General features: G+C 70.6%; 21 protein-coding genes. 3 read left to right on the forward strand and 18 right to left on the reverse strand.

What is annotated here, in order from left to right:
- Positions 1 to 10 precede the first annotated feature (10 nt).
- The 16 genes from AQJ30_RS07450 to AQJ30_RS39195 all read right to left on the reverse strand — a co-directional run bounded on the left by AQJ30_RS07450 (position 11) and on the right by AQJ30_RS39195 (position 14,969).
- On the reverse strand, positions 11 to 1,279 hold the full coding sequence (locus tag AQJ30_RS07450; protein WP_067230157.1) for a lanthionine synthetase C family protein: 1,269 nt from the start codon (positions 1,277 to 1,279) through the stop codon (positions 11 to 13).
- On the reverse strand, positions 1,276 to 4,215 hold the full coding sequence (locus AQJ30_RS07455) for a lantibiotic dehydratase (RefSeq protein ID WP_067230974.1): 2,940 nt from the start codon (positions 4,213 to 4,215) through the stop codon (positions 1,276 to 1,278). The genes AQJ30_RS07450 and AQJ30_RS07455 overlap by 4 nt, the downstream gene beginning before the upstream one ends.
- Positions 4,216 to 4,452: 237 nt before the next feature.
- Positions 4,453 to 4,626: an FxLD family lanthipeptide gene (locus tag AQJ30_RS36695; RefSeq protein WP_079083903.1), complete on the reverse strand. Its 174-nt coding sequence runs from the start codon at positions 4,624 to 4,626 to the stop codon at positions 4,453 to 4,455.
- Between the two features lie 170 nt (positions 4,627 to 4,796).
- Positions 4,797 to 4,982, reverse strand: coding sequence for an FxLD family lanthipeptide (locus AQJ30_RS07460; RefSeq protein ID WP_067230160.1), 186 nt, complete (start codon positions 4,980 to 4,982; stop codon positions 4,797 to 4,799).
- Positions 4,983 to 5,111: 129 nt separating this feature from the next.
- Entirely contained in the window at positions 5,112 to 5,579 is a 468-nt protein-coding gene (locus tag AQJ30_RS07465) for a DUF6082 family protein (RefSeq protein ID WP_067230163.1), read from the reverse strand.
- Between the two features lie 74 nt (positions 5,580 to 5,653).
- Positions 5,654 to 6,229, reverse strand: a complete 576-nt coding sequence (locus AQJ30_RS07470; RefSeq protein ID WP_067230166.1) for a DUF6624 domain-containing protein — start codon at positions 6,227 to 6,229, stop codon at positions 5,654 to 5,656.
- Positions 6,226 to 6,789 carry a hypothetical protein gene (locus AQJ30_RS07475; RefSeq protein WP_067230976.1) on the reverse strand — a complete coding sequence of 188 codons (564 nt, stop codon included), beginning with the start codon at positions 6,787 to 6,789 and terminating at the stop codon, positions 6,226 to 6,228. The genes AQJ30_RS07470 and AQJ30_RS07475 overlap by 4 nt, the downstream gene beginning before the upstream one ends.
- 83 nt (positions 6,790 to 6,872) lie before the next feature.
- Entirely contained in the window at positions 6,873 to 7,355 is a 483-nt protein-coding gene (locus AQJ30_RS07480) for a helix-turn-helix domain-containing protein (protein WP_067230978.1), read from the reverse strand.
- A gap of 128 nt (positions 7,356 to 7,483) precedes the next feature.
- Entirely contained in the window at positions 7,484 to 8,737 is a 1,254-nt protein-coding gene (locus tag AQJ30_RS07485) for an acyl-CoA dehydrogenase family protein (protein WP_067230169.1), read from the reverse strand.
- An 84-nt stretch (positions 8,738 to 8,821) separates the two neighbouring features.
- Positions 8,822 to 9,463 (reverse strand): GAF domain-containing protein, encoded by a 642-nt coding sequence (locus tag AQJ30_RS07490; RefSeq protein ID WP_067230172.1) that lies wholly within the window; start codon positions 9,461 to 9,463, stop codon positions 8,822 to 8,824.
- Positions 9,463 to 10,050, reverse strand: coding sequence for a GTP-binding protein (locus AQJ30_RS07495; RefSeq protein WP_067230981.1), 588 nt, complete (start codon positions 10,048 to 10,050; stop codon positions 9,463 to 9,465). Before AQJ30_RS07495 ends, AQJ30_RS07490 begins: the two co-directional genes overlap by 1 nt.
- Before the next feature lie 55 nt (positions 10,051 to 10,105).
- Positions 10,106 to 10,513: a DUF742 domain-containing protein gene (locus tag AQJ30_RS07500; protein ID WP_067230174.1), complete on the reverse strand. Its 408-nt coding sequence runs from the start codon at positions 10,511 to 10,513 to the stop codon at positions 10,106 to 10,108.
- Positions 10,510 to 11,025: a roadblock/LC7 domain-containing protein gene (locus AQJ30_RS07505; RefSeq protein ID WP_067230177.1), complete on the reverse strand. Its 516-nt coding sequence runs from the start codon at positions 11,023 to 11,025 to the stop codon at positions 10,510 to 10,512. Before AQJ30_RS07505 ends, AQJ30_RS07500 begins: the two co-directional genes overlap by 4 nt.
- Before the next feature lie 67 nt (positions 11,026 to 11,092).
- The gene (locus AQJ30_RS07510) at positions 11,093 to 12,607 is read right to left on the reverse strand and encodes a sensor histidine kinase (protein WP_079083904.1); all 1,515 of its coding nucleotides are present in this window, start codon (positions 12,605 to 12,607) and stop codon (positions 11,093 to 11,095) included.
- Positions 12,608 to 12,633: 26 nt separating this feature from the next.
- Positions 12,634 to 14,535: a glycoside hydrolase family 15 protein gene (locus AQJ30_RS07515; RefSeq protein ID WP_067230180.1), complete on the reverse strand. Its 1,902-nt coding sequence runs from the start codon at positions 14,533 to 14,535 to the stop codon at positions 12,634 to 12,636.
- A 233-nt stretch (positions 14,536 to 14,768) separates the two neighbouring features.
- Positions 14,769 to 14,969 carry a hypothetical protein gene (locus AQJ30_RS39195; protein WP_245726862.1) on the reverse strand — a complete coding sequence of 67 codons (201 nt, stop codon included), beginning with the start codon at positions 14,967 to 14,969 and terminating at the stop codon, positions 14,769 to 14,771.
- A gap of 484 nt (positions 14,970 to 15,453) precedes the next feature.
- Between AQJ30_RS39195 and AQJ30_RS07525 the strand changes: the two genes are divergently transcribed.
- Together AQJ30_RS07525 and AQJ30_RS07530 are read left to right on the forward strand one after the other, a co-directional pair.
- Positions 15,454 to 16,842, forward strand: a complete 1,389-nt coding sequence (locus AQJ30_RS07525) for an NsdA family TPR-like regulatory protein (RefSeq protein ID WP_211278952.1) — start codon at positions 15,454 to 15,456, stop codon at positions 16,840 to 16,842.
- A gap of 72 nt (positions 16,843 to 16,914) precedes the next feature.
- Complete coding sequence (locus AQJ30_RS07530) at positions 16,915 to 17,415, forward strand: SAM-dependent methyltransferase (protein ID WP_055493703.1); 501 nt, start codon at positions 16,915 to 16,917, stop codon at positions 17,413 to 17,415.
- A 62-nt stretch (positions 17,416 to 17,477) separates the two neighbouring features.
- On the opposite strand, the gene AQJ30_RS39745 is transcribed toward AQJ30_RS07530, so the two are convergent.
- On the reverse strand, positions 17,478 to 17,987 hold the full coding sequence (locus AQJ30_RS39745; RefSeq protein ID WP_079083905.1) for an ATP-binding protein: 510 nt from the start codon (positions 17,985 to 17,987) through the stop codon (positions 17,478 to 17,480).
- Positions 17,988 to 18,118: 131 nt separating this feature from the next.
- Between AQJ30_RS39745 and AQJ30_RS07540 the strand changes: the two genes are divergently transcribed.
- Positions 18,119 to 19,360, forward strand: coding sequence for a helix-turn-helix transcriptional regulator (locus AQJ30_RS07540; protein ID WP_067230185.1), 1,242 nt, complete (start codon positions 18,119 to 18,121; stop codon positions 19,358 to 19,360).
- A gap of 65 nt (positions 19,361 to 19,425) precedes the next feature.
- Here AQJ30_RS07540 and cutA read toward each other — a convergent pair whose 3' ends face one another.
- The gene (cutA, locus tag AQJ30_RS07545) at positions 19,426 to 19,752 is read right to left on the reverse strand and encodes a divalent-cation tolerance protein CutA (RefSeq protein ID WP_006143010.1); all 327 of its coding nucleotides are present in this window, start codon (positions 19,750 to 19,752) and stop codon (positions 19,426 to 19,428) included.
- Between the last annotated feature and the right edge of the window lie 253 nt (positions 19,753 to 20,005).

The following is a 20,005-nucleotide window of genomic DNA, read 5'->3' on the forward strand; positions in this document are numbered from 1 at the left end:
CCTCTCGGATTCAGGCGACGAGCAGGAAGGCGTCCCAGTGGGTGTGGGGCGGGGCGGTACCGCAAGCAGCGAGGAGGCCGAGCCCGATGCCTGCGGCGCCGTCGAGGAGCCCGGCGCCAGCGGGGCCGTCGACGAGTGCCGCGCCTGCTTCCTCGGGTTCCGAGCCGAGTGGCAGCAGGGCGGCCAGCAGGTCGGGCAGAACGGCGCGGAACTGGTTCGCGGTCTCGGGTGCGGCGTCGTCGGCGGTACGGGCGGTGAGATGGGCGAGTCCGGCGAAGCCGTGGCACAGGCCGGCGTCCGTGGTGGCCCACAGCTGGGCAGGGTCGGAGAGAGCGGCCAGGAGGGCGTTCTCGGCAACCGCTCGGCGGGCGGGATCGCCGAGCGCGAGGGCGGCGAGCTGCTGCGCGCGCGCCACGCCGGCGGTGCCGTAGCACCACGAGGGGCGCCGGGGACCGGCGGACGCGAGCTGGCCGGTGCGCAGCTCGTCCCGGGTGACCCAGTACGGCCAGGTCCGATTCTGTGAGGTGACAGTGGCCCAGCGGTCGAGCCAGGCCAGGATGGTGCGCAGGGCCTGGTGGTGGCCGCTGACCGTGGTGCCGCGGCGGGCGCAGAGCGCGAGCAGGGCCAGGACGGAGCCGATGCCGTGGGCCATGCCGGAGTTGCCGTGGCCGCCGGGGAAACGGTCGTCCGGCCGCCCGGAAGGCCCGGTGAGCGTCCACCACCCCGGCAGGGTGTCCCCTTCATGGGTGATCGGTTCGGTCAGGCGTACGCAGTAGTCGAGGACCGATCGCAAGGCCGGGTCCGCCGGGTCTTGGCGCAGTAGGTAGCCGCCGAGGCCGGTCAGCCCGCGGATCGCGTCGAACTCGGCGAGCACCGGGAGCTGCCCGGCGTCGATCCGGCGGTGCGCGGCGTTCAGGCGGCGTTGGACGTCGTCGAGGATCTGCCGGTCCAGCAGGGCGAGGTCGCGTTCGTAGGCGCCGGGGAGTCCTTGGGCGGCGCAGGCCAGGGCGTGCGCGAGCGCGGGGGCGCCGTAGAAGGGGTGGCTGTCGGCGCCGCTGGTGAACGGCCGGCGGGCGGCGGCCGCGAGCCAGTCGTGGGCGCGCTGCCAGGGCCCGAGGCCGGCTGCGGCCCGCTCGATGTGAAGCAGAGCGATGCCGATCGGCCCGAGAGCAAGGTGCTGCCGGGCGGCCTCCGTGCTCACCGTGGTGGGCCCGGTGCCGGGGTGGGCGAGGCGGTCGGCGATGCCCGCGGACAGGCCGAGGACGGTGTCGTGGTTCACCGGGCCCTCCCGGGGCGGGCGTTGAAGGCCAGAGCGGCGGCGCGGGCGAGATGGAGACAGAGCTCCTCCTCGGGGAAGTTGACCGCCACGTGCCGCACGAAGTGGGTGTGCAGCAAGGAGGTCAGGACGTCGTCCAGGGCGATGCCCTCGGTGTCCGGGCCCGGCAGGTGCTCGCGGTAGGCGGCAAGCGCGGCGGTACGGCCGGCCCAGCCCGCCACGATCGCCTCGCCGCCAGGGACGCTCCGAAGCGCCGCCCAGTCGTCGTGGGGGTCGGCCAGGCGGACGGCCTCGGTGAACTGCGGCCGTGGGAGCGGCTCCGGTGCCCGGTGCGGGATGTGGTCGATCAGCCAGCGCGCGCCGGCCTGCGGGCTGCCGAGGAACGCCGAGGTGATCGCGAAGGTGTGGGCGGCCACCAGCGTGCGCTGCTGCGGGCGCCGGGGCTGGGAGAGCTGGGTGAGGATGGCCCGTGAGTCCGCGCGGAACACCTCCTCGGCGGCGTCCCACGCGCTCCCGGAGCCCCAGCGGCCCATCTCCCGGTAGGAAGTGGGGTACCGCAGGTCCGCCAGCAGCCCGGCCGTGCGTAGTTCGTCGGCCCACGCGCTCACCGTACGGGCGGCGTCCGCGAAGCCATCCGGGTCCGGCAGGGCCATGCGCAGGCGAAGATGCTGGTCGGGGTCTCGGAAGCGGATGAACCACCACGGCGGAGAGCCGAGCCGGCCAAGGAGGTCGGGGACGTGCCGGGCCAGCACGGAGTCCTGACGGCGCAGGTCCCCGTACAGGGCGGCCAGCAGCACCGAGGACGCGCCCGGCGTCTGCGTCTGCGCCCGTGTGAGGGTGCGGGCCGGGCTGGGCTGGGGCAGCGGCGGCCACGCGGCGGACCGGGTCGCCTTGAGGGGGACGATGATGTCGTGGGCCCGGCCTTGGCTCCAGCCGTACGCCTGCGGCCCTGGCGCCTCGGTGAGCACCACGGCCGAGGCGCGGTCGAGGTGCCGGCGCAGCAGACTGCGGTGGGCGGCCTGAGCGAGGTCGAGGGGGAGGAGCCGGTCGCCCTGGACGAGCTGCACGTGCTGAGGCAGGCGTCGGCGGCTGCGCCGCTCACCGAGCGCCAGGTTCCATTCCGCTGTGGGACGGTCCCGGCCGGGCAGGTCGGCCGCTTCCAGCCGCCATCGGGCCGGGGAGAGCACGATGCGGCCGTAGCGCAGGCGCGGGAGGAACGGCGCTGTCGCGGCGGCGCCCCAGTCGAAGGTGGTCACCTGGGCGCACTGGCCGCGCGAGAGCTCGGTGAGCAGCCGGGCCAGCGGCGGGGTGTGCTCGGTGAGGTTGAGCGCGTGCATGCCCACGGCCTCGATGCGACGGCCGAGAGCCGGGGCGGCCAGGTACATCCGGCGGCCGTCGCAGGCCACCGCGAGATCGGCCGGAGTGAGCACGTCCGGGGCGGGCGGCCGGTGCTCTTGCAGGCTGATCAGCAGCGGCAGGATGCGGGGGGTCCGGGTGACGTGCGCGGTGTCGGCAAGGAGGGGTGGGAAGGAAAGCTGGGCGGGGTCGGTGCCGAAATCGGCGGTGGGCAGGTCTGCCAGCTCCGTGACCAGCGCCTTACGCGCGGCGGAATCCAGGACGCTGGCGAAGCGGCCGGTGCTCACCCCCGCGCCACGGGACACGCTCGTGACCTCCACGGTGAACCGGCCGCGCTGTACCTCTTCGACGCTCGTCGCGTGCAGCCGTACGCCGATCTCCAGGTGCGGCGGCACCCGCGGGTCCTTCGGCCCCACGTCCAGGGCGTCCACCATCTCGTCGGTGAGCACCACCTCGTCGTGCCCGTCGAGCGCGGCGGTCTGGGCGAGGCGGACCAGGACGTCGTCGCGAGGGGAGATCCGCCGTCGGCGGGCGCCGGCCGGCGCCCCGGGGTAGCCGTCGGGGTAGCCGATGCCGCTGTCGGCGACGACATCGAGGAGGGGCACCATCGTGCCGATGCCGTATCGCTCGTAGAACCGCTGGTGGTACTCACCCAGCCCGCGCCCCCCGTACGGGCGGGCGCTGAGCCGGGTGAGGACGGTGGCGGCCCGCTCGACCTCGCGCGCCACTTCGTCGGGGAGCCTGAGGCGTGCGTCGAGGCGGAGGTCGAGCGCCAGCGGGTGGCGGCGAAGGCCCGGCACCAGCCGCCGCATCCGGGCAGCCACCGCCTCCCGGTCATCCGCCGAGGCACACTTCGGCAGCGCCGCCTGGACGGCGCGGAGGTCTCTGACCGTCCCGACGAGCGGGGCGAGGGCGCCGGCCCCGGCGGCATCGAGCTGGGCGAGGACGTAACAGAGGGCATAGCTCTCGGTGGCCGGCGCCTGGAGGTTCGTGATAAGCACGCGCCGCCGGATCAGCCCTGCCAGCAGCCCGTGGACCCGCTCGGGCACCACCCCGGGGAACTCCGCGCCTAGCTTCTCGGCCAGGTCCTCGAACCGGATCGGTGTTCCCGCTGCGGCAAGGACACTGGGCAGCGGGGCGGACAGCTCGATCGACGCCTCCACCGCCCGCCGACCGTCGTCCTGGTACGGGACGATCAGGTGGCCGTCCCGCACGAAGGCCGTGCCGTTCACGACGACGGACAGCAGCGGCAGCAGCTCCTCGCTCTTCTCCAGTTGCTCAACCAGCCGGGACAGCCACTCTGCGCCGGCCCGCGCGACGACCACATGGTCCGCGCCCCAAACGGCATCCGTCCGATCGCCGAAGGCGGCGGTGGTGACGCCGGCGAACAGGCCGAAAGGCGTGGCCCGGTGCCCTGCCCGAAGCAGGTAACGGGCCAGGGAGAGGACGGTGCGCCGCACGTCGCGCTCGGAGGGAGCCCGGGACGCGCACAGAGCCTCGACCTGGGCCCCCAGGTCCGGGCTGGCGTGCCGTACGGCCTCGGCCAGAGCCGAATCGCTCCAGACAGCGCGCACCCACGCCAGCCGGTCGACGGTGATGTCTTCCTGACCGGCGGCACGCAGGGACCGGTCGTCGAAGTCCGGGCAGGGAGTCTCGGCCGTGGCCGGTCGTGCGACGGCGCGCACGAGGGCGATCCCCCCGGCCCGGAATGCCGGTGGTGCAGTCACGAATGCCTCCTGGAGCCGAGAAGGAATGGGGGCTGGTGCCGCCACACCATCGGCGTGGCGACACCAGCCAGGGTCAGGCCGGTAGGGCCCAGGTCAGGCGACGTTGGTGGTGCAGGCGCCGCAGGTGGTGCCGCAGTTGTCGTCGGTCAGGTTGGTCAGTCCGGCGGCGTCGGAGACCTCCAGCAGGCCGATGTTCAGGGTGAACCCGTCCTCCTGGGCCACGGACCCCTGGGCCCCGGTGGTGCTCTGCGCGATGTTGTGCGTCATGTCAACTCCTAGTTGATACGCGGGTGTTGCTGACTGGTGGCGCTGCCAGAGGCGGCGGCCGGAGCGTAGTGGGAGGGCTGGCTCCGTTCGCCGGGTTCTGGCCAACCCGACGCGAAGCTGCGGCGGGGAAGCCCCCTCCGGCCCCTCCGCTGCCGGTGGGAGGACCCGGGTTACGAGGTGGTGCAGGCGCTGGGGCAGGAGCTGCCGCAGGTGTCGCCCGTGCTGCACATCAGGACCGTCTCGGTCGCCGGCGTGCCCTCGATGAAGGTGATGTCGAGCCCGAACGGGTCGTCATCGGTCTTCACGAGGTCCGCCTGCGCGGGGGCGGTCGGCCTTTCGGCCTGGATGGCGGTCATGCATGCCTCCTGGGGGTCGTTAATGGTGCGGGCTGCCGAGGCCCGGCCGGGCCCCGGGGACTGCTGCCGGACGGTGACAGGTGGCGAGATCGTCTGAGCCGTCGCGCGTCCGGGGTCGGTGGGGAGCGTTCAGGCTGCTGCGGGCTGCGCCTGCGGGTGGTTCTTCGCGGCCTGGTCCAGCACGCGGGTGAAGTGCTCGGCCTGTTCGTCGCCCTCGGCCTCCTGGGCGCGGAGTTCGCCGAAGCGCTGCCAGTAGCGGCGGCAGACGTCCCTCTCCATCAGCTTCGCGGCGTAGAAGGGGAGTTGTCCGTCACGGACGAAGCCGAGGCGGTCGCGGACGCTGAGGATGCAGATGAGCTGGTTGGCCTTGAGCAGCTGCATGTACTCCTCGACGTCCATGTCCTCGGGCGTCCAGAGCTTGGCGAGGTCGGGGTTGGTGGACATTTGTGCCAGCCAGTCGAGTTGGTTGCGGGTGAGGAACGCCTCGTTGCGCTCGGCCTGGTGCCGCGCGTCCTGCCTGAGCCGGGTGGCTCCGACCACGGCGGTGGTGAGGGAGAGGGCAGCACCGGCAGCGAGGACGGCGGTGGTGAGTTTCATCTGTCAACGATCCTTTCGCAGGGAAGAGTTGCGGCCTGGAGGCCAACTGGTTGAGAACCCGGGGTTCCGCTTGTTCACGCGGCCCCCGTGAGGACGATGGGCGGGGCTTCGTCGGCAGAGCCGTCGTGCCTGTACCGGCGGCGCACTGTCTTCAGCGCGACGGCGATCGGCGGCAGACCGACGGTGGCCCTGCGGGCGTCTACGGACTCCGGTGCGCGCAGAGGGCATAGTTCGATGCCGTCGGTGCGCAGCAGGAGCTGGGTGCCGTACTCCTGGTTGCGCCCGCTGGTGATGAGGGCACGGTCGTGCAGGTGCGCCCAGTGCTGGACCGGGGCGTCGCTGGCCTGGACCGCACGTCCCAGCAGGGTGGTGGCGGCGCGCTGGAAGGCGGGGTCGTCGTCGCTGTGCAGTGCGATGCTCCAGGCTGCGCGGGCCCCGTCGGGGCCGACGAGGCGGTGGCCGGGCCAGTCGTGCTCGGCCAGGATGCGGCGCAGCACCTTGGTGTTGGCGTGGTCGGTGTGCCGGCCCTGTCCGAGTTGGATGGCGTTGAGCTGGTGGCGCCTGCGTTTCGCCCGGTGCGCGGCCGACTGGGCCGCACGGGCGATCAGTTCGCGGGCAAGGTCGGGGCACTGGGGTTCGGTGGTCGTCACGCGCTGCCCCTGTGGCTTGGGGCCGTCTCCGGCGTGTGGACGCGGCAGCCGATGAAGGCACTCAGCCTGGGCCGGTGCTCGGCCGCGAGTTCGAGGCGGGCGACTCGGTCACCCTCTCGTCCTGTGCCGGAACCCCGGATGATCCAGCCCATATCAGTGAGCCGACGCAACAGGGCCGCGATGGGGTCGGCGCTCAGGCGGTGACCGGCCAGGGTCTCGGCCCGTACGACGGGCAGGCCCTGCCGGGCGGCGAAGTCGGATGCCCACAGGGTGATCAGCCGGGTGATGTCGTCGGGCTGGTCGGGCAGGGTGTGGACGCAGCCAAGGAAGAGGCACGGGCTCTCGCCCGAATCGGGGCCGGGGGTGTGCTCGGGGATCATGCAGGCCAGCAGTTTCCCGTCCTCGAACAGTCCTGCCGGCCTCGTCTGCGGGTTGCGGAAGAGGGCCGGGACGTCGGTTTGAGCGGGCACCGCGAGACCGCGCAGGGTGAGCCAGCGCTGCCGGTCCTGGACGAGGGCGGCGGCCTCCTCGCGCTCGGCGTCCGTGCGTAACGTGCGCATCTCGTAGCCGGCGGTCCGGGGCGCCGGGCTGAACGGTGCCGCAGACGGTCGCTCCTGGTCGGCCGTTGAGGCCGGGTACCCGTTCACTGGCTCGCTCCGCCCCGCGTCGGCTCGGCCGTCAGCAGGTGCCAGCCGCGCGCCAGGACTACGAGCTGGGTGGTGTCCTGTGCGCCCGTGTCGGCGAGGAGCTGGTCGAGTGCGGCGCGCAGGTCAGCCGGGGCGAGTTTGGCGGCTACGGCGATCTCGCGGGCGTCGCTGTGCTCAGCGACGGCTCGCAGTAACAGCAGCTGGTCCGAGCTGAGCCTCGGCGCCGGCCTGTCCGCCGTGGGAGGGATCACCAGCTGGGCAGTGAACAGGCGGTGCACGATCACCGGGGGTTTGCAGCGCGGCGGGTAGTGGAGGCTCTGACGGATTTCACGGACGTACTGGCGGACGGTCACGGCCGACAGCCCGGTCTGCGTGGCGATCTGCGCGGGTGTGAGGCCGTTCGCGAGGTGTTGGGCGACGCGCTGCAGGGCCGGTGTCAGCGGAGTGATCGGTGCGCTGGTCGTTGCGGGCGGGGTCACGGTGTCTCTTTCTTGGCTGGTATGGACGGTCACCGGGGGAGGTGCCGCCGGTCCCCGCGGGGGTCGGGGGCCGGCGGCACGGGCCCGTGCGCGGCGGTGGGGAGTCACGGGGTGCCGCGCACGGGGGCTCATGCGGCGGTCGGGTCGGGGCGTGCCCAGGCGGCTTCGGCGGCGAGGCGTTCGGACCACTGGATGTGGTCTTCGTCGAAGGCGGCGTCGGCCAGACGGATGCGCTGGACTTCGCCGGTGCCGGCGGGCGGGTAGGTGTGCTGGATGTCGCGCCACAGGCGTTGGAGGATGTAGTCGCGGTCGAGGGCGTGGGCGCCGTGCAGTTCCATGGCGTCCTGGGTGGACTGCATGGCCCACTGGTGGCCGAGGTATTTGGCGTTGATCAGGTCGGCGTCGCAGGGCAGGCCCTGGTCGAGGAGGTGCACCGACTGGTAGGCCAGGATTCGGCCGGCGCGCAGGCGTGCCTCCATGCCGCCGATGCGGTCCCGCAGTACGGGCAGGTCGGACAGGGCTCCCCGGTAGCGGGGACGGGTCTTGAGGCGGGCGGTGGTGGTGTCCACGACCGCCTCGTGGATGCCGAGGCTGACGGCGGCCAGGTTGGGGCGGCCGTACAGGATGCTGCTGCTCTGGGCGACGGCCAGCCCTTGGCCGATCTCTCCGACCATGTGGTCCTCGGGGACGCGAACGTGGTCGAGGTCGAGGTGGCCGGCGGAGAAGCCGTGCAGGCCGAGGCCGGGGCGGTGGTCGGAGACCGAGAGCCCGGGGCGGTCGGCTGCGACCATGAATGCGGTCAGTGCCTGGGAGGTGCTCACGCCCGCTTCGGCGGTGCGGGCGATGACGAGATGGGCTCCCGCGAGGTGGCTGTTGCCGATATGGATCTTGCTGCCGGTGATCACCCATTGGTTGCCGGCGCGTTCGGCGGTGGTTTCGATGCCGCCGATGTGTCCGCCGGCTTGTGGTTCGGTCACGGCGATCGACAGCAGCAGCGAGCCGTCCGCGACGCGGGGCAGCCAGTAGCCCTTCTGCTCGTAGGTGGCGAAGTGCAGCAGGGCGCCGACGGGGATGAGAGTGGCCTGCAGGATGGCCGCGGCAGCCGCCGATACCCGCGCGATGCGGTGGACCAGGATCGTCTTGGCCACGTGTCCGGCGCCCAGCCCGCCGAAGGCGGCCGGGACGGTGACGGCGAACCAGCGCCGTGCGGCCATCAGATCGGCGACCTTGCGCTCCACCCTGCCCGGGGCTGCCTCCATACGAGCGGCGCGCGGCGCGACGTGCTCGGCCGCGAAGGCGTCCGCCTCCTGCCACAGCAGATCGTGGCGTGCGCTGAGATAGGGACGCAGCGCCGGTGGCGGCGTGGTGGGTGTGGCGGACATGGTCTCCCTCTCCCTGGATGAAGGTCGCAACGCGGAGCGGCCGGGGATCGCCTACGGCTCCCGGGTGGGGGGTGTGGAACGGCCTTAGCGCACGGGGGCGCGGGTGATGTGGTCCATCACCTGCGCACTGGCGTTGATGACGATGTCCCGCAGCCGGCGGGCCTCCGCCAGGGGCCGCTTCTGGGGGTCGATGACACACACCGTTCCCAGCACGGTGCCGCTGTCGTGGACGAGCGGGGCGCCGAAGTAGGAGCGGATCCCGACGGCGTCGACCACCGCGTTGCCGCTGAAGCGCGGGGACGCGTGCACGTCGTGCAGCGGGAGGGCCTTCTTGCGGGCCATGACCTCCGGGCACCAGCCGTGGTTCCGGCTCATGGTGCGGCCGACGATCACGTAACCGCTGTCCGCGGGCGGCTGGTGCAGTCCGACGAAGGTCTGCTCCTGCAGGAACAGGTTGACGAAGCCGTACAGGAACCCGGCCTGCTCGGCCATGTCGCGGGCCAGGCCGTCGAAGTCCTCGTTGGCCACCGGGGGCACGCCCAAGCGGTTGAGCAGCTCATAGCGCTGCGCCAGCTCCAGCGACTGCTGGGGTGGCTGGCTGGTGAGGGCGGCGGCGGGCGGGGTGACCGAGCTACGGATGGCGTCCCGCATGTCGCGGCGCGGCAAGGACTGTGCGGGCGGGGCGGCCTGCGGCGTGCGGTAGAGGTCGCTGGGGTGCTGTGACATCAGGCGTCCTGGAGGGTGGTGGAAGGGGCGTGACCAGTGCGGCTGGTGGTGGCGTTGTTCATGGCGTGGTCGACGAGGGTCAGCAGAACGCCGGCGACGTGGTTCGGGTCGCGGGCGTCGCAGGTGACCACGGGTATGGCGGCCGGGAGTTCGAGGGCGGTGCGGACCTCTTCGGGGTGGTAGCGGTGGGCTCCGTCGAACTGGTTGACGGCGACGACGAAGGGCAGGCCGATGTCTTCGAAGAAGCTGACGGGGGTGAAGCTGCTCTCCAGACGGCGGGTGTCGACCAGGACGACCGCGCCGACGGCGCCGCGGGAGAGGTCGTACCAGAGGTCGACGAACCGGTCCTGGCCTGGAGTGCCGAACAGGAACAGCTCCAGGGGCGTCGGCGCGTCGGACAGGCTCAGGCGGCCGAAGTCGAAGGCGACCGTGGTGGTCCGCTTGGACTCCAGGCCCGTCAGGCTGTCGACGTCCGCGCTCGCCTCGGTCAGGTACTCCTCCGTGCTCAGCGGCGTGATCTCACTGACGGCGCCCACGGCGGTGGTCTTGCCCGCACCGAAGCCCCCGGCGATCACGACCTTCAGCACGGTCGGCGCGGCGCCGGCGCACGCGTGCGGCGGATTACGCGGCACCGCGGCCGGGTCATCCGGCCTGTGGATAGGCGACGGCATCAGGCCACTTCCTCTTCAAGCCCGCGGAGAGGGCTGCCAGCAGTTGGGTAGACGGACCGGACCCCGCACCGGTATCGGCATAGGGCTGGGTCAGGGGGACGACGAGGGCGTCGGCGTCTAGGAGGTCGGAGACGAGGACCTTGACGGCGGTCACGGGCCGGCCGAGGCGGCCCGCCAGTTCGACCACCGGCCGTCGGCGCTCCCGGCACAGCGCGAGGATCTCCTCACACTCCTCGGCCTGAGCCGGGCCGGGCCTTCCCGGTCCCGCCTCCAGCACGGTTTCCAGACCGAGTAGGTGCCGCGGCTTGGTACGCCCGCGCGTGAGGGTGTAGGTCCGCACGAACGCCGACTCCTCGGCCGTGCGGCCGTATGTGGTCACCGCACCTCTCCGCCCGTGCCGACGCGGACGGGGATCACCATGTAGGGAGCGAACTTTGCCACGAGCCGACCCATCTCGAAGCCGACGGTGCCCGCGTCGGAGTCCCGGGTAGCGATGACGGCGAGGATCGTGTCCACCTCACCGCGTTCGTTGCCGGGGTGGTTGTCGAAGGCCGCGCTGCGCCCGGCGCTCTGGACGAAGAACAGGCAGTCGTCTCGCTCGATGACGACCTGGCCCGCTGGCCTCTTCTTCCCGCTGGGGCCGGTGATGTTCGCCGCGAGGGAGGCAACGCCACTGAAGGCGGCCGACAGTTCATCCGCCCAGTCCTTGTCGACGTCACTGTCCAGCAGCCGCAGTCCGTCGCGCGAGAGCAGGACGGCGTGCGTGACGCCCGGCGTCTCGGAGGCGAACTGACGCAGCAGCCAGACCATGCTGTCCCGCTGCCCGCTTGTCGTCGTCGCGGATGCGGGCGTGCCGCCGGTCACGTTGTTCATCGCGGGGTGGGTGCTCATGGAGATCGCTCCAGTAAGGGGAAGGGCCAGTGGGTGTACCGGGCCACCGGGAACGCGGAAGGACGGGTCAGGGGGTGGGGTGTTCTGTCGGTGCGGGAGGGGGACTGGCGGTGCCGCCGGCCTGGAGGCCGTTGCGGAAGGCGGCTGCGAGCCCGGGCGTTGCCGCGGACGCCGGGGCTTGCTCCCGCTCGTGTGGTGGATGGAAAGGTTCGGTCCGGCGTGTGCGCGTGGGCAGAACGGGCGCGTCGGCCGAATGGCCCGCTGTGGTCGGCGCCCCAGCGGCGCCGGGGCGTGCGATCCGGCCCACCCCCGGGGCGGCAGGAGCCGCGGCCACCTGCTGCGGTTGCCGCCCGGAGACGCGAGCCTCCTCGGGCGGCAGCGCGCCCGCATCCTCAACCGATGGAATCGCTACCAGGAGCCGTGCCGGTATGACGACCAGGGCAGTGGTGCCCCCCGTCACGTTCTCCTGCAGGAGGACGGACAGCCCGTGCGACTGGGCGATCTTCGCGGCGACCAGCAAACCGAGCTGTCCGGCCCGGACTTGGCCGCTGACGTCGACCTCGTCCGGGGCCTTGAGCAGATGGTTCATCTGCGCCCGCGTCTGCGGGTGCATGGGGATGGCCCGGTCCTCGACCTCGATGGCCAGCCCGTGTGGCACCCGCTGCGCCCGCACCATCACCCGCGTCGCCGGATCGGAGCACTCGCAGGCGTTCTCGATCAGCTCGGCCAGCAGGTGCGTCAGGTCCGGACCCACATGGCCGGGCAAACCCAGCTCGGCGCCCACGGACCCGGCGGCGACGGCCACCCGTGGGTACTGCACGACCTCGGAGACCGCGCCGCGCAGGGCCGTCGTGACGGGAACGGGCCGGCGCACGCTGCGCAGGGACTGCCCGCCCAGCACCGCCGTGCTCTCGACCTGACGGCGCATCCGCGTCACGAGGTGATCGATCTCGAAAATCTTGGCCAGCAGCTCCGGGTCGTCGGTCAGCATCTCCAGCCGGCTCAGTGCCTCAAGTGCCTTGCTGACCAAGGCGTGCTCCCGCATGGCCAGGCGGCGCAGCACTTCCAGGAGGACGACCGACTGGGACGCGTCGTGCACGCGGATCAACGACGCGATGGCCTGCGCCTGGAGGGCACTGAGCGCGTTGTCGATCCCGGCGATCGGAGTGGGCGACTGCGGCATCTGCGGGTCTGGCAACGGTGGACGTTTTCCGCGACACAGCTCGTCCGCCGACCACAGCACCGACTTCTCGACGGCCGCCGCTGCCCCTGCGACCGCTTTCAGCGCCGCAGCCTGGGAATCCTCCACGGCCGACTGCACGGCGCCGGCGACGGTGCGCGCTGAGCGTGCCGCCACCACGGCGACCCCCGCCAGTCCGCAGACCAGGCCGGCCAGAACCCAGCCGGGGCCTACTCCGGACACCGAACCGAGAGCGAACGGGGCGACCAGCACCGCGGCAAGGAGCACCAGGGGCAGTGCTATCGCGCGGCGAGCGAGGTACAGCGTGTTCGCGTCGAGCGAGGGCCGCCGCCTGCGGTGGCCGGCAGAGGCCGACCGTGCCGGGAAGGCGCTGTCAGACATGAGAATCCTCGTCAGGGGTGGGGTGACTATGCGTGCTGCGGCGTCAGGCCGGCGGTGGGCTGGCGCGCGCTGTGGGAGGCCGAGCGGGGCGCCAGAAGCGCGACTGCACCGTGGCGGGAGTGCGAGTGCATCGCCATCTGCTGAAGGAGCAGGGCGCTTTGAATCAGGCCCATGTGGCTGAATGCCTGCGGGAAGTTGCCGAGCTGGCGCTGCTGGACGGGGTCGTACTCCTCCGCTAGGAACCCGAGGTCGTTGCGCAGAGTCAGGAGGCGTTCGAACAAGGCGCGGGCTTCGTCGATGCGACCGGTCAGGGCGAGGCCGTCGACGAGCCAGAAGTTGCACAGGAAGAAGGTGCCCTCGTCGCCGGTCAGGCCGTCCACCCCGACGTCCTTGCCGCAGGTCGGGTATCGGTACACGAGCCCGTCGCCCGTGGAGAGTTCACGACGGACCGCATCCACGGTGCCGATGACACGTGGGTCGTCGGGCGGCAGGAAGCCGGTGCGGGGGATGAGTAGCGTGGCAGCGTCCACTTCCTTCGAGCCGTAGGACTGGGTGAAGGTGTTGCGCACCGGGTCGAAGCCCTTGTCACAGACCTCCCGGTGGATCGCCGCCCGCAGTTCGACCAGAGGGGCCAGGTCCATGTCGAGCGCGCCGGCCTCGGTCAGGCGGATGGTGCGGTCGACCGCCACCCAGGCCATCACCTTGGAGTGGACGAAGTGCCGGCGGGCCCCGCGGATCTCCCAGATGCCCTCGTCGGGCTCCTGCCAGCGCTGCGCCAGGTGCTCAATGAGCCGCTGGTGCAGGACCGCGGTGTCGGCGCAGTGAGCGACTCCACTCTGGTGCGCGAGGTACAAGGTCTCGATCACCTCGCCATACACGTCGAGCTGCAGCTGGTCTGCCGCCCCGTTGCCGACCCGCACCGGGCTTGAGCCCTCGTATCCGGGAAGCCATGGCAGCTCCCGTTCCAGCAGGTCACGCTCCCCGGTAATCCCGTACATGATCTGCAGGTTCTCCGGGTCACCGGCCGCGGCGCGCAGTAGCCATCGCCGCCATGCCTGTGCCTCCTGCCGGTACCCGGTCCCAAGCAGTGCGGCCAAGGTGGTGGAAGCGTCGCGCAGCCAGGTAAAGCGGTAGTCCCAGTTCCGTCCGCCGCCGACCTCCTCGGGCAGCGACGTGGTCGGCGCCGCAACGATCCCGCCGCTCGGTCCATAGGTCATGGCTTTCAGCGCGATCGAGGACCGGACGACGGCCTCGCGGTAGGGCCCGTCGTAGGTGCACTCCTGCGTCCAGTCCTGCCAGAAGGCGAGCGTCTCGGTGAGCGCCGCGTGCGGGTCGGGGATCTCCGGAGCCGGTGCGTGGGACGGGCACCAGCTGAGCACGAACGCCACGCTCTGCCCAGCGCTGATGGCGAAAGCGCTGACGACGACGCCGTCCTTCTCCGCTTGCGGCACACAGGTGTCGAGCCACAGAGCGTCCGCGCCAGCCTCTGCGACCATGCGCCCACCGACCTCGTGGATCCACGGGCTGACGCTGCCGTATCCCGGCCGCGGGCGCATGGTAGAGATCATCTCTACCTCGCCGGTCAGGCCCTCGATGATTCGGATCACCTGCGGTGCCCCGTCGCGCGGTGGCATGAAGTCCAGGACGCGGACCGATCCGGTCTGAGTGCGCCATACCGATTCGAGGACGAGGGAGTCACCGCTGTACTGGCGCTCGGCGACTGCGTCAGAGCTGGAACGGCCGGCGGCAGCGGCCGGAGCGATTCGCCAGGTGCCGTGTTTCTGTGTGCCGAGCAGGCCGGCGAAAACGGCCGGCGAGTCGAAGCGGGGCAGGCACAGCCAGTCGATCGAACCGTCGTCGCAGACGTGGGCACTGGTCTGCATGTCGCCGATCAGGCCGTACTGCTCGATGCGCGGGAGGCGTTTCATCGTGTGGGTCTCCGTAGTCCCCGTGGACCCGGGGGGTGGCTTCGGGGCCGCCTGGGCGGCCGGGAAGTGTCGGTGAGAGAGGCACGGTGGTTATCGGTCCGGGGGAGGTCTGTTCTGCCTCGGCCGGGGATCCACGTCCCGTGGAGCAATGCGGCCGGTTACTCGCTCACCACGAAGAGCCAGCCACGCCATGGGACCGAGGATCAGCGCGATTAGAACTGCCCCGGCGGCGGTCATGTCCGGGGCACCGACGCGGCCAGAACCACGCACGCGAGGGCGAGAGCGAAGACCGTGCCGCGCAGCACGTTGATCGGCGGCTTCCACCAGCGCCGTCTCTGGACCGACTTCGCAGGGGCCACGTCGTGGGCCTGCACGGCAGCGATAAGGTCTTGGGTCGCCTCGGCCAGCCTGACCACATGAACCCTGCTGGGCATGTAGCCATCGGGGAGGCCGCCCGAACAGAGCTGCTGCGCACGGAGCAGGGCTGGCTCTTGCGAAGGCGTCAGAGCTCCGAGCTGGCTGACGTGTCCTCGCAGCCGCAGTGCGAGGTCCTCCGCATCGGCGGCAGTATCGGGTAACGGCGAGCGAGTCCTCGCCCAGCACGAGCGCCACCGTTTCCGTTGCCGAGGCCGCCGGGTCCCGTCGCAGGATGGGCTCACCAAGGGCGTGGCTTCTCCTTCCGTGATCACTGAGTTGGCACGCCCGGCGAAGGGCCAGCGAGGGACGCATGACGCAACTCCTAGGTGAATCAAGCCAACTTGAGCGAGGAACGCTGTGCACCGCAGGCAACTGACGTGCAAGGTGAGTGATCCTGCGGCTACGTTGAGCGAACCGCGAATCCCTGTCAGGGGGTATGCCTACGCGGCCCTCAAGGCCGTCAAAGGCGTCAAAGATCATTTCGGAACCGAGGGGCAGTACATGGCCCGTGAGAGAAACGTCGCCCTTGCCGCGCTCCTGCGCGAAGCGGGCTGGTCCCAGCCCCAAGCAGCCGTCGCGGTCGCTCGCGTTGCCGCGGAGAGCGGTGTACGCGAACTGGAGGCCATTTCCCGCTCCCACATCGCCATGTGGGTCCAGGGCACGAAGCCCAGTGGACGAGCGCCTCATATCCTGCGTGAGACGCTGTCCCGCAGGCTCGGCCGACGCCTCACCCTCGCTGACCTCGGACTGGAAGATGGGCCGACAGGATCCACTGACAGTAGTTCTGACTGGAGCGTCGACCCTCTGACCGTGCTGGCCGAGCTGGGAAGCGACGATCTGGACATGCACCGACGCAAGCTGTTGGCTACCACCGCGTACTCGGCCGCCGGCCTCGTCCTGCCTGCCGCTCCATGGTGGGCAGCCGCCCCGGCCACGGCGGCCTCGCGCCCTGCAGTCTCCTCCCGGCTGGTGACTCGGGCTGACATCGACGATGTCCGCAAACTGACCACCTTCTACTCCGCGAGGGACCAGCAGCGCGGTGGAGCCTCGGGGCGCTCGGCCCTGGCCGGCCATCTTCGCGACGAAGCGGTGCCGCTCCTGGGCAGCAGGTTCCGAACGGAACAGCACCGCCGGGATACGTACTCGGCCGTGGCAGAGATGACCTACCTCGCCGGCTGGATGGCCTTCGACGCCTCCGAGCATCGGACCGCCCAGCGCTACCTCACCCTCGCCGCACGCATTGCGGCCGAAGCCGCAGACGGACCGCTGGGCGGCCACATCCTGCGTGCCCTCGCCCATCAAGCAGTCGACCTCGGGCACCCACGCAGAGCGCTCGACCTGGCCGACGCCTCCATGTCCCGCACCCACTACGGCCAGGCCAGCTCGCGGGAGAAGGCCCTGCTCGCGGTAGTCCATGCCCGCGCCCTGGCCGCCGGCGGCGACCGCCGCGGCACTCTCGCGGCCATCAGTCGCGCGGAGAGGGACCTCGCACGTGCCGATAACGAGGATGCCCCCGACCGCGTCAGCTTCTTCCAGGAAGCCTCCCTCGCCCACGAGACTGCGTGTGCCTTGCGAGACCTGGGAAATCCTCTCGACGCGGAGTTGCATTTTCAGCGCAGCGTCGCCACCCGCCGGCGGCAGCAGTATGCCCGTACCCACAGTGTGACGCTCGGCTACCTCGGTGCTGTCCAGGTCCAGCAGGGACGCCTCGATGAGGCATGTGGTACCTGGGGACAAGCACTGGACGCCATGGCTGGCGTCCAGTCCGGCCGCGCCCGCGACGTCATCGTCCGCATGCAGAGCGACCTCTCGCCTGTGCGGCAACGTGGTGGCCGCCACGTCGCCGAACTGGACCGCCGGGCGCGGGAAATGCTGCGCGCCATAGGCTGACCACAGAGCACGTCCGCAGCTATTGACGGCAGCTGCTGAATACGCGACCCCGTTAGAGAGGAACGAGCGCCGATGGCAACGTACGAGGTCGAATCGATCGCAACGGTGGTCGGGGGCCACACCCGCGTTCAGGACGATTACCAGGGCGGAGTCGAGTCGGTCATCCGTCTCAACGAGGCGTATCCCCTTGAGACGCTGCAGGGAATCGAAGAGTTTTCCCACCTGACGGTGACCTGGCTCTTCCACCTGGCGCGACCGGAAGACGTCCAGCTCCACGCACGCAGCCCCCGCGGGAATCCGGACTGGCCGTCGACCGGTACCTTCGTCCACCGCAACCATCGGCGTCCCAATCAACTGGCGATCAGCTACCCGCGGCTGCTCGAGGTCGAGGGACGGGACCTGTTGGTCACCGATCTCGATGCTGTAGACGGAACGCCCGTGATCGACTTGGCACCGTACTTCGAACAGATGGGGCCTCGTGGCCCGATCCGTCAGCCCGCCTGGCCCGGCGAGATGCTCGAACCGAATTACTGGGCGAAGGCAAGCGAACGGCCCTCGGAGCGCCCTGTGTGACAGAAGCGACTGAGCTGCCCGGCTTGCCATTTGCATCGTCGGCAACCAACTGGAGGTCTGGCTCAAGCTGCAGCCCTCGCGTCTTGGAACTCACACCACGTCTCCTCGCCGCTGCTCTCCCATGCGTCTGAGATCGCATCGACCAGCCGGATCCCGCGCCCCGATTCACCGTCGGGTCCGGCTTCTTTGAGCACAGCGGGCGCCGGGTTGTGGTCGGTTACCGAGGCACGCACCACGTCGACGCCCACCGTGATGCGGAGCACGACTTCGCCCTCACCGTGGACTACGGCGTTGGTGACCAGCTCCGAGACGGCCAGTACGACGAGCCCCGCCACCGGCTCCGAAACACGGCACCGCCGCAGGAACGCCCTGGCTATGCGCCGCATCTCCCCGACCTTCGCGAGGTCGGGGAGAAGGGCCGCCTGACAGGCATGGGATGCCGCCGGTACCTCTGCCCTCGCCCATGCGCCGGGCTCATCATACTGAACCGGCCTGACGCATGACGCGCCTGCTGTAGCCGCACAGCTACGGATGCCCCCGCCGGGCGGGGCCGCCTCTTGGAGCCTGGTCATGTGGGCTATAGCACCGCGCGGCGACGCCGTCGACCAGGGGAATCCAGAGGGGGAAAAATATGTCAAGGGGGAAACTGCAGGGGGGAATTGAGGCCATGATTGGATTCCGCCCACCAACAGAGGTCACACTCATGCCAGACCCGTTCGCCGACCTGCTCCTCCGGCTTCGGCAGGAGGCGGGCCGGACTCAGGAGGAGCAGGCGGAGGCGATCAACGCTGTCTCCGGCCGGGACACCATGACCCGCCGAGAGATCAGCCGTTATGAGAACTTCGAGAACATTCCTACCAACCACACGATCGGCCACATCGCGGCGGCCTGCGGTGTCCCCTTCGAGGAGCTACAGGGAGAGGCCAAGGCCGCCCGCGCTCGGAAGAGAAAGGGGCATGCCGATGCAGGGGAGGAGCAAGACGCCGTGAAGCGTCGCACGCTCCTGGGTAGCGCCACCATCGGCGTGAGCGTGGCCGCCGAGCCTTGGGGGCGCCTCGCCTTCGCCCTCAGCAAGGGGGCCAAGATCGATTCGCCCGCTGCCGCCGCGCTCATCGACCGAGCCGCTGAACTGCACGTCCAGGAACTCAACCTCAGCGCGCGGCGGCTACAAAAAACGGTCGAGTCGCATCTTGACGCGATCACTGCGGCCCTGCCTCGTGCAGGCGATCACGAAGGCGCTCTCACCATCGCCGCCGGAGAAACCGCCGCTCTGGCCGGTTGGGTGGCCTGGGACCTGGGGGAGCACGACAAAGCCAACGCCTACTACAAAGTCACGTCGCAGTGCGCTGCGGCTGCCGGGCATCCTCCACTCCGGGCCCTGGCCCTGACCTACAGCAGCTACGGCGCTTTGACGCCAAAGGCGAAGATGGAGTTCCTCTCCCAAGCCGCCAACGACGTGCGCGGCCACGGTAACGCTACTGCTGCCGCCTGGGTTCTCGGTAGGCATGCGGAAGAAGCTGCGGCGGCCGGCGACGAGGTGGGGGCGCTCCGGGCGTTAGCCCGAGCGCGCTTCGCTTACGATTTCGCGGACCACGCCAGCGAGCAGGCATGGGTCAGGTTCGTGACCCCATACCGCATGGACTCGTTGGCCCTGTCCGTGTACGGCCAGCTGAGGCGTCCCGAGCTCACGTCCACAGCTGATACCGCGGTCGACCGCCTCGGAGACGGACTACCGGACGGGGGCGTCGTGGTCCTCGGTGATCTCGCTTCGGCCCTACTGCGTGGGGGTGACGTCGACCAAGGCGTCTACGTGGCACGCCAGTTTGCTGCGGCGGCACAGGCCAAGCCCAACACCATGGGCAAGGAGCGGGCGGCGGCTATTGCAGCGTGGCTTCCTGACAGCGAACACGAACTTGCCGTTCATTTCCGGCGGTTCGCATCCTGATCCACCTCGGGTGGTACGCGGCACGCCCAGGGGGCCAACGCCGCCGACGCCCGGCCCGTGGCTCCTCAGTCCGATTCCGTCTCCTCGAAGACCCAGGACAGGTACGCCTCCGACCCGCCGGTTACGGGCAGAGTGATCCATTGAGGGACGTCGTACGAGTGCTTCTCGTGCACCCACGCTTCTAGCGCGGGTAGACGGTCCGTCGTAGTCATATACGAGATGCGCCACTCTCGCGCCGCCTCGACCTTCCCCTTCCACCAGTAGAAGGCGGTGATTGGCGCATCAATGTGAACTCCCGCTGCAAGCTTGCTCTCGACCGCACCTCGGGCCAGCATCGTCGCCTGCCCCTCGTCGTCGCTGGTCGTCTGCGCAATCACAATATCGTGGGCCATGCAACTACCTCTCCAGCTTGGGTACCGCGACCCTACCCAGCCGTCCAGGGCACTCCGAAAGCTGGTAGCCACCCCTCAAGGCGAGTGAGGCTCGACCACGTGCCTGTACCAGTCAGGTGCCGGTGGGCCATGCGGGGTGGCGCGTCGCTTCGGCACCGCGGTGGCAGGTTCTCATCAACGAGGTCGTGCGGCTGCATTATGCAGGCGCCGGGCCCGTGCGCTTCGCAAGCCCACCGCAGGAGGATTTGCTGGC

It is taken from the genome of Streptomyces longwoodensis, assembly GCF_001514125.1.
GTDB lineage: Bacteria > Actinomycetota > Actinomycetes > Streptomycetales > Streptomycetaceae > Streptomyces > Streptomyces longwoodensis.

Bases quoted from the DNA above. Each gene is read 5' to 3' on its own strand.
- AQJ30_RS07525 (WP_211278952.1), top strand. From the start codon at position 15,454: ATGGCCCGTGAGAGAAACGTCGCCCTTGCCGCGCTCCTGCGCGAAGCG.
- AQJ30_RS39195 (WP_245726862.1), bottom strand. From the start codon at position 14,969: ATGCCCAGCAGGGTTCATGTGGTCAGGCTGGCCGAGGCGACCCAAGAC.
- AQJ30_RS07510 (WP_079083904.1), bottom strand. From the start codon at position 12,607: ATGTCTGACAGCGCCTTCCCGGCACGGTCGGCCTCTGCCGGCCACCGC.
- AQJ30_RS36695 (WP_079083903.1), bottom strand. From the start codon at position 4,626: ATGACGCACAACATCGCGCAGAGCACCACCGGGGCCCAGGGGTCCGTG.
- AQJ30_RS07515 (WP_067230180.1), bottom strand. From the start codon at position 14,535: ATGAAACGCCTCCCGCGCATCGAGCAGTACGGCCTGATCGGCGACATG.
- AQJ30_RS07460 (WP_067230160.1), bottom strand. From the start codon at position 4,982: ATGACCGCCATCCAGGCCGAAAGGCCGACCGCCCCCGCGCAGGCGGAC.
- AQJ30_RS39745 (WP_079083905.1), bottom strand. From the start codon at position 17,987: ATGACCAGGCTCCAAGAGGCGGCCCCGCCCGGCGGGGGCATCCGTAGC.
- cutA (WP_006143010.1), bottom strand. From the start codon at position 19,752: ATGGCCCACGATATTGTGATTGCGCAGACGACCAGCGACGACGAGGGG.
- AQJ30_RS07530 (WP_055493703.1), top strand. From the start codon at position 16,915: ATGGCAACGTACGAGGTCGAATCGATCGCAACGGTGGTCGGGGGCCAC.
- AQJ30_RS07505 (WP_067230177.1), bottom strand. From the start codon at position 11,025: ATGAGCACCCACCCCGCGATGAACAACGTGACCGGCGGCACGCCCGCA.
- AQJ30_RS07465 (WP_067230163.1), bottom strand. From the start codon at position 5,579: ATGAAACTCACCACCGCCGTCCTCGCTGCCGGTGCTGCCCTCTCCCTC.
- AQJ30_RS07485 (WP_067230169.1), bottom strand. From the start codon at position 8,737: ATGTCCGCCACACCCACCACGCCGCCACCGGCGCTGCGTCCCTATCTC.
- AQJ30_RS07475 (WP_067230976.1), bottom strand. From the start codon at position 6,789: ATGCGCACGTTACGCACGGACGCCGAGCGCGAGGAGGCCGCCGCCCTC.
- AQJ30_RS07490 (WP_067230172.1), bottom strand. From the start codon at position 9,463: ATGTCACAGCACCCCAGCGACCTCTACCGCACGCCGCAGGCCGCCCCG.
- AQJ30_RS07540 (WP_067230185.1), top strand. From the start codon at position 18,119: ATGCCAGACCCGTTCGCCGACCTGCTCCTCCGGCTTCGGCAGGAGGCG.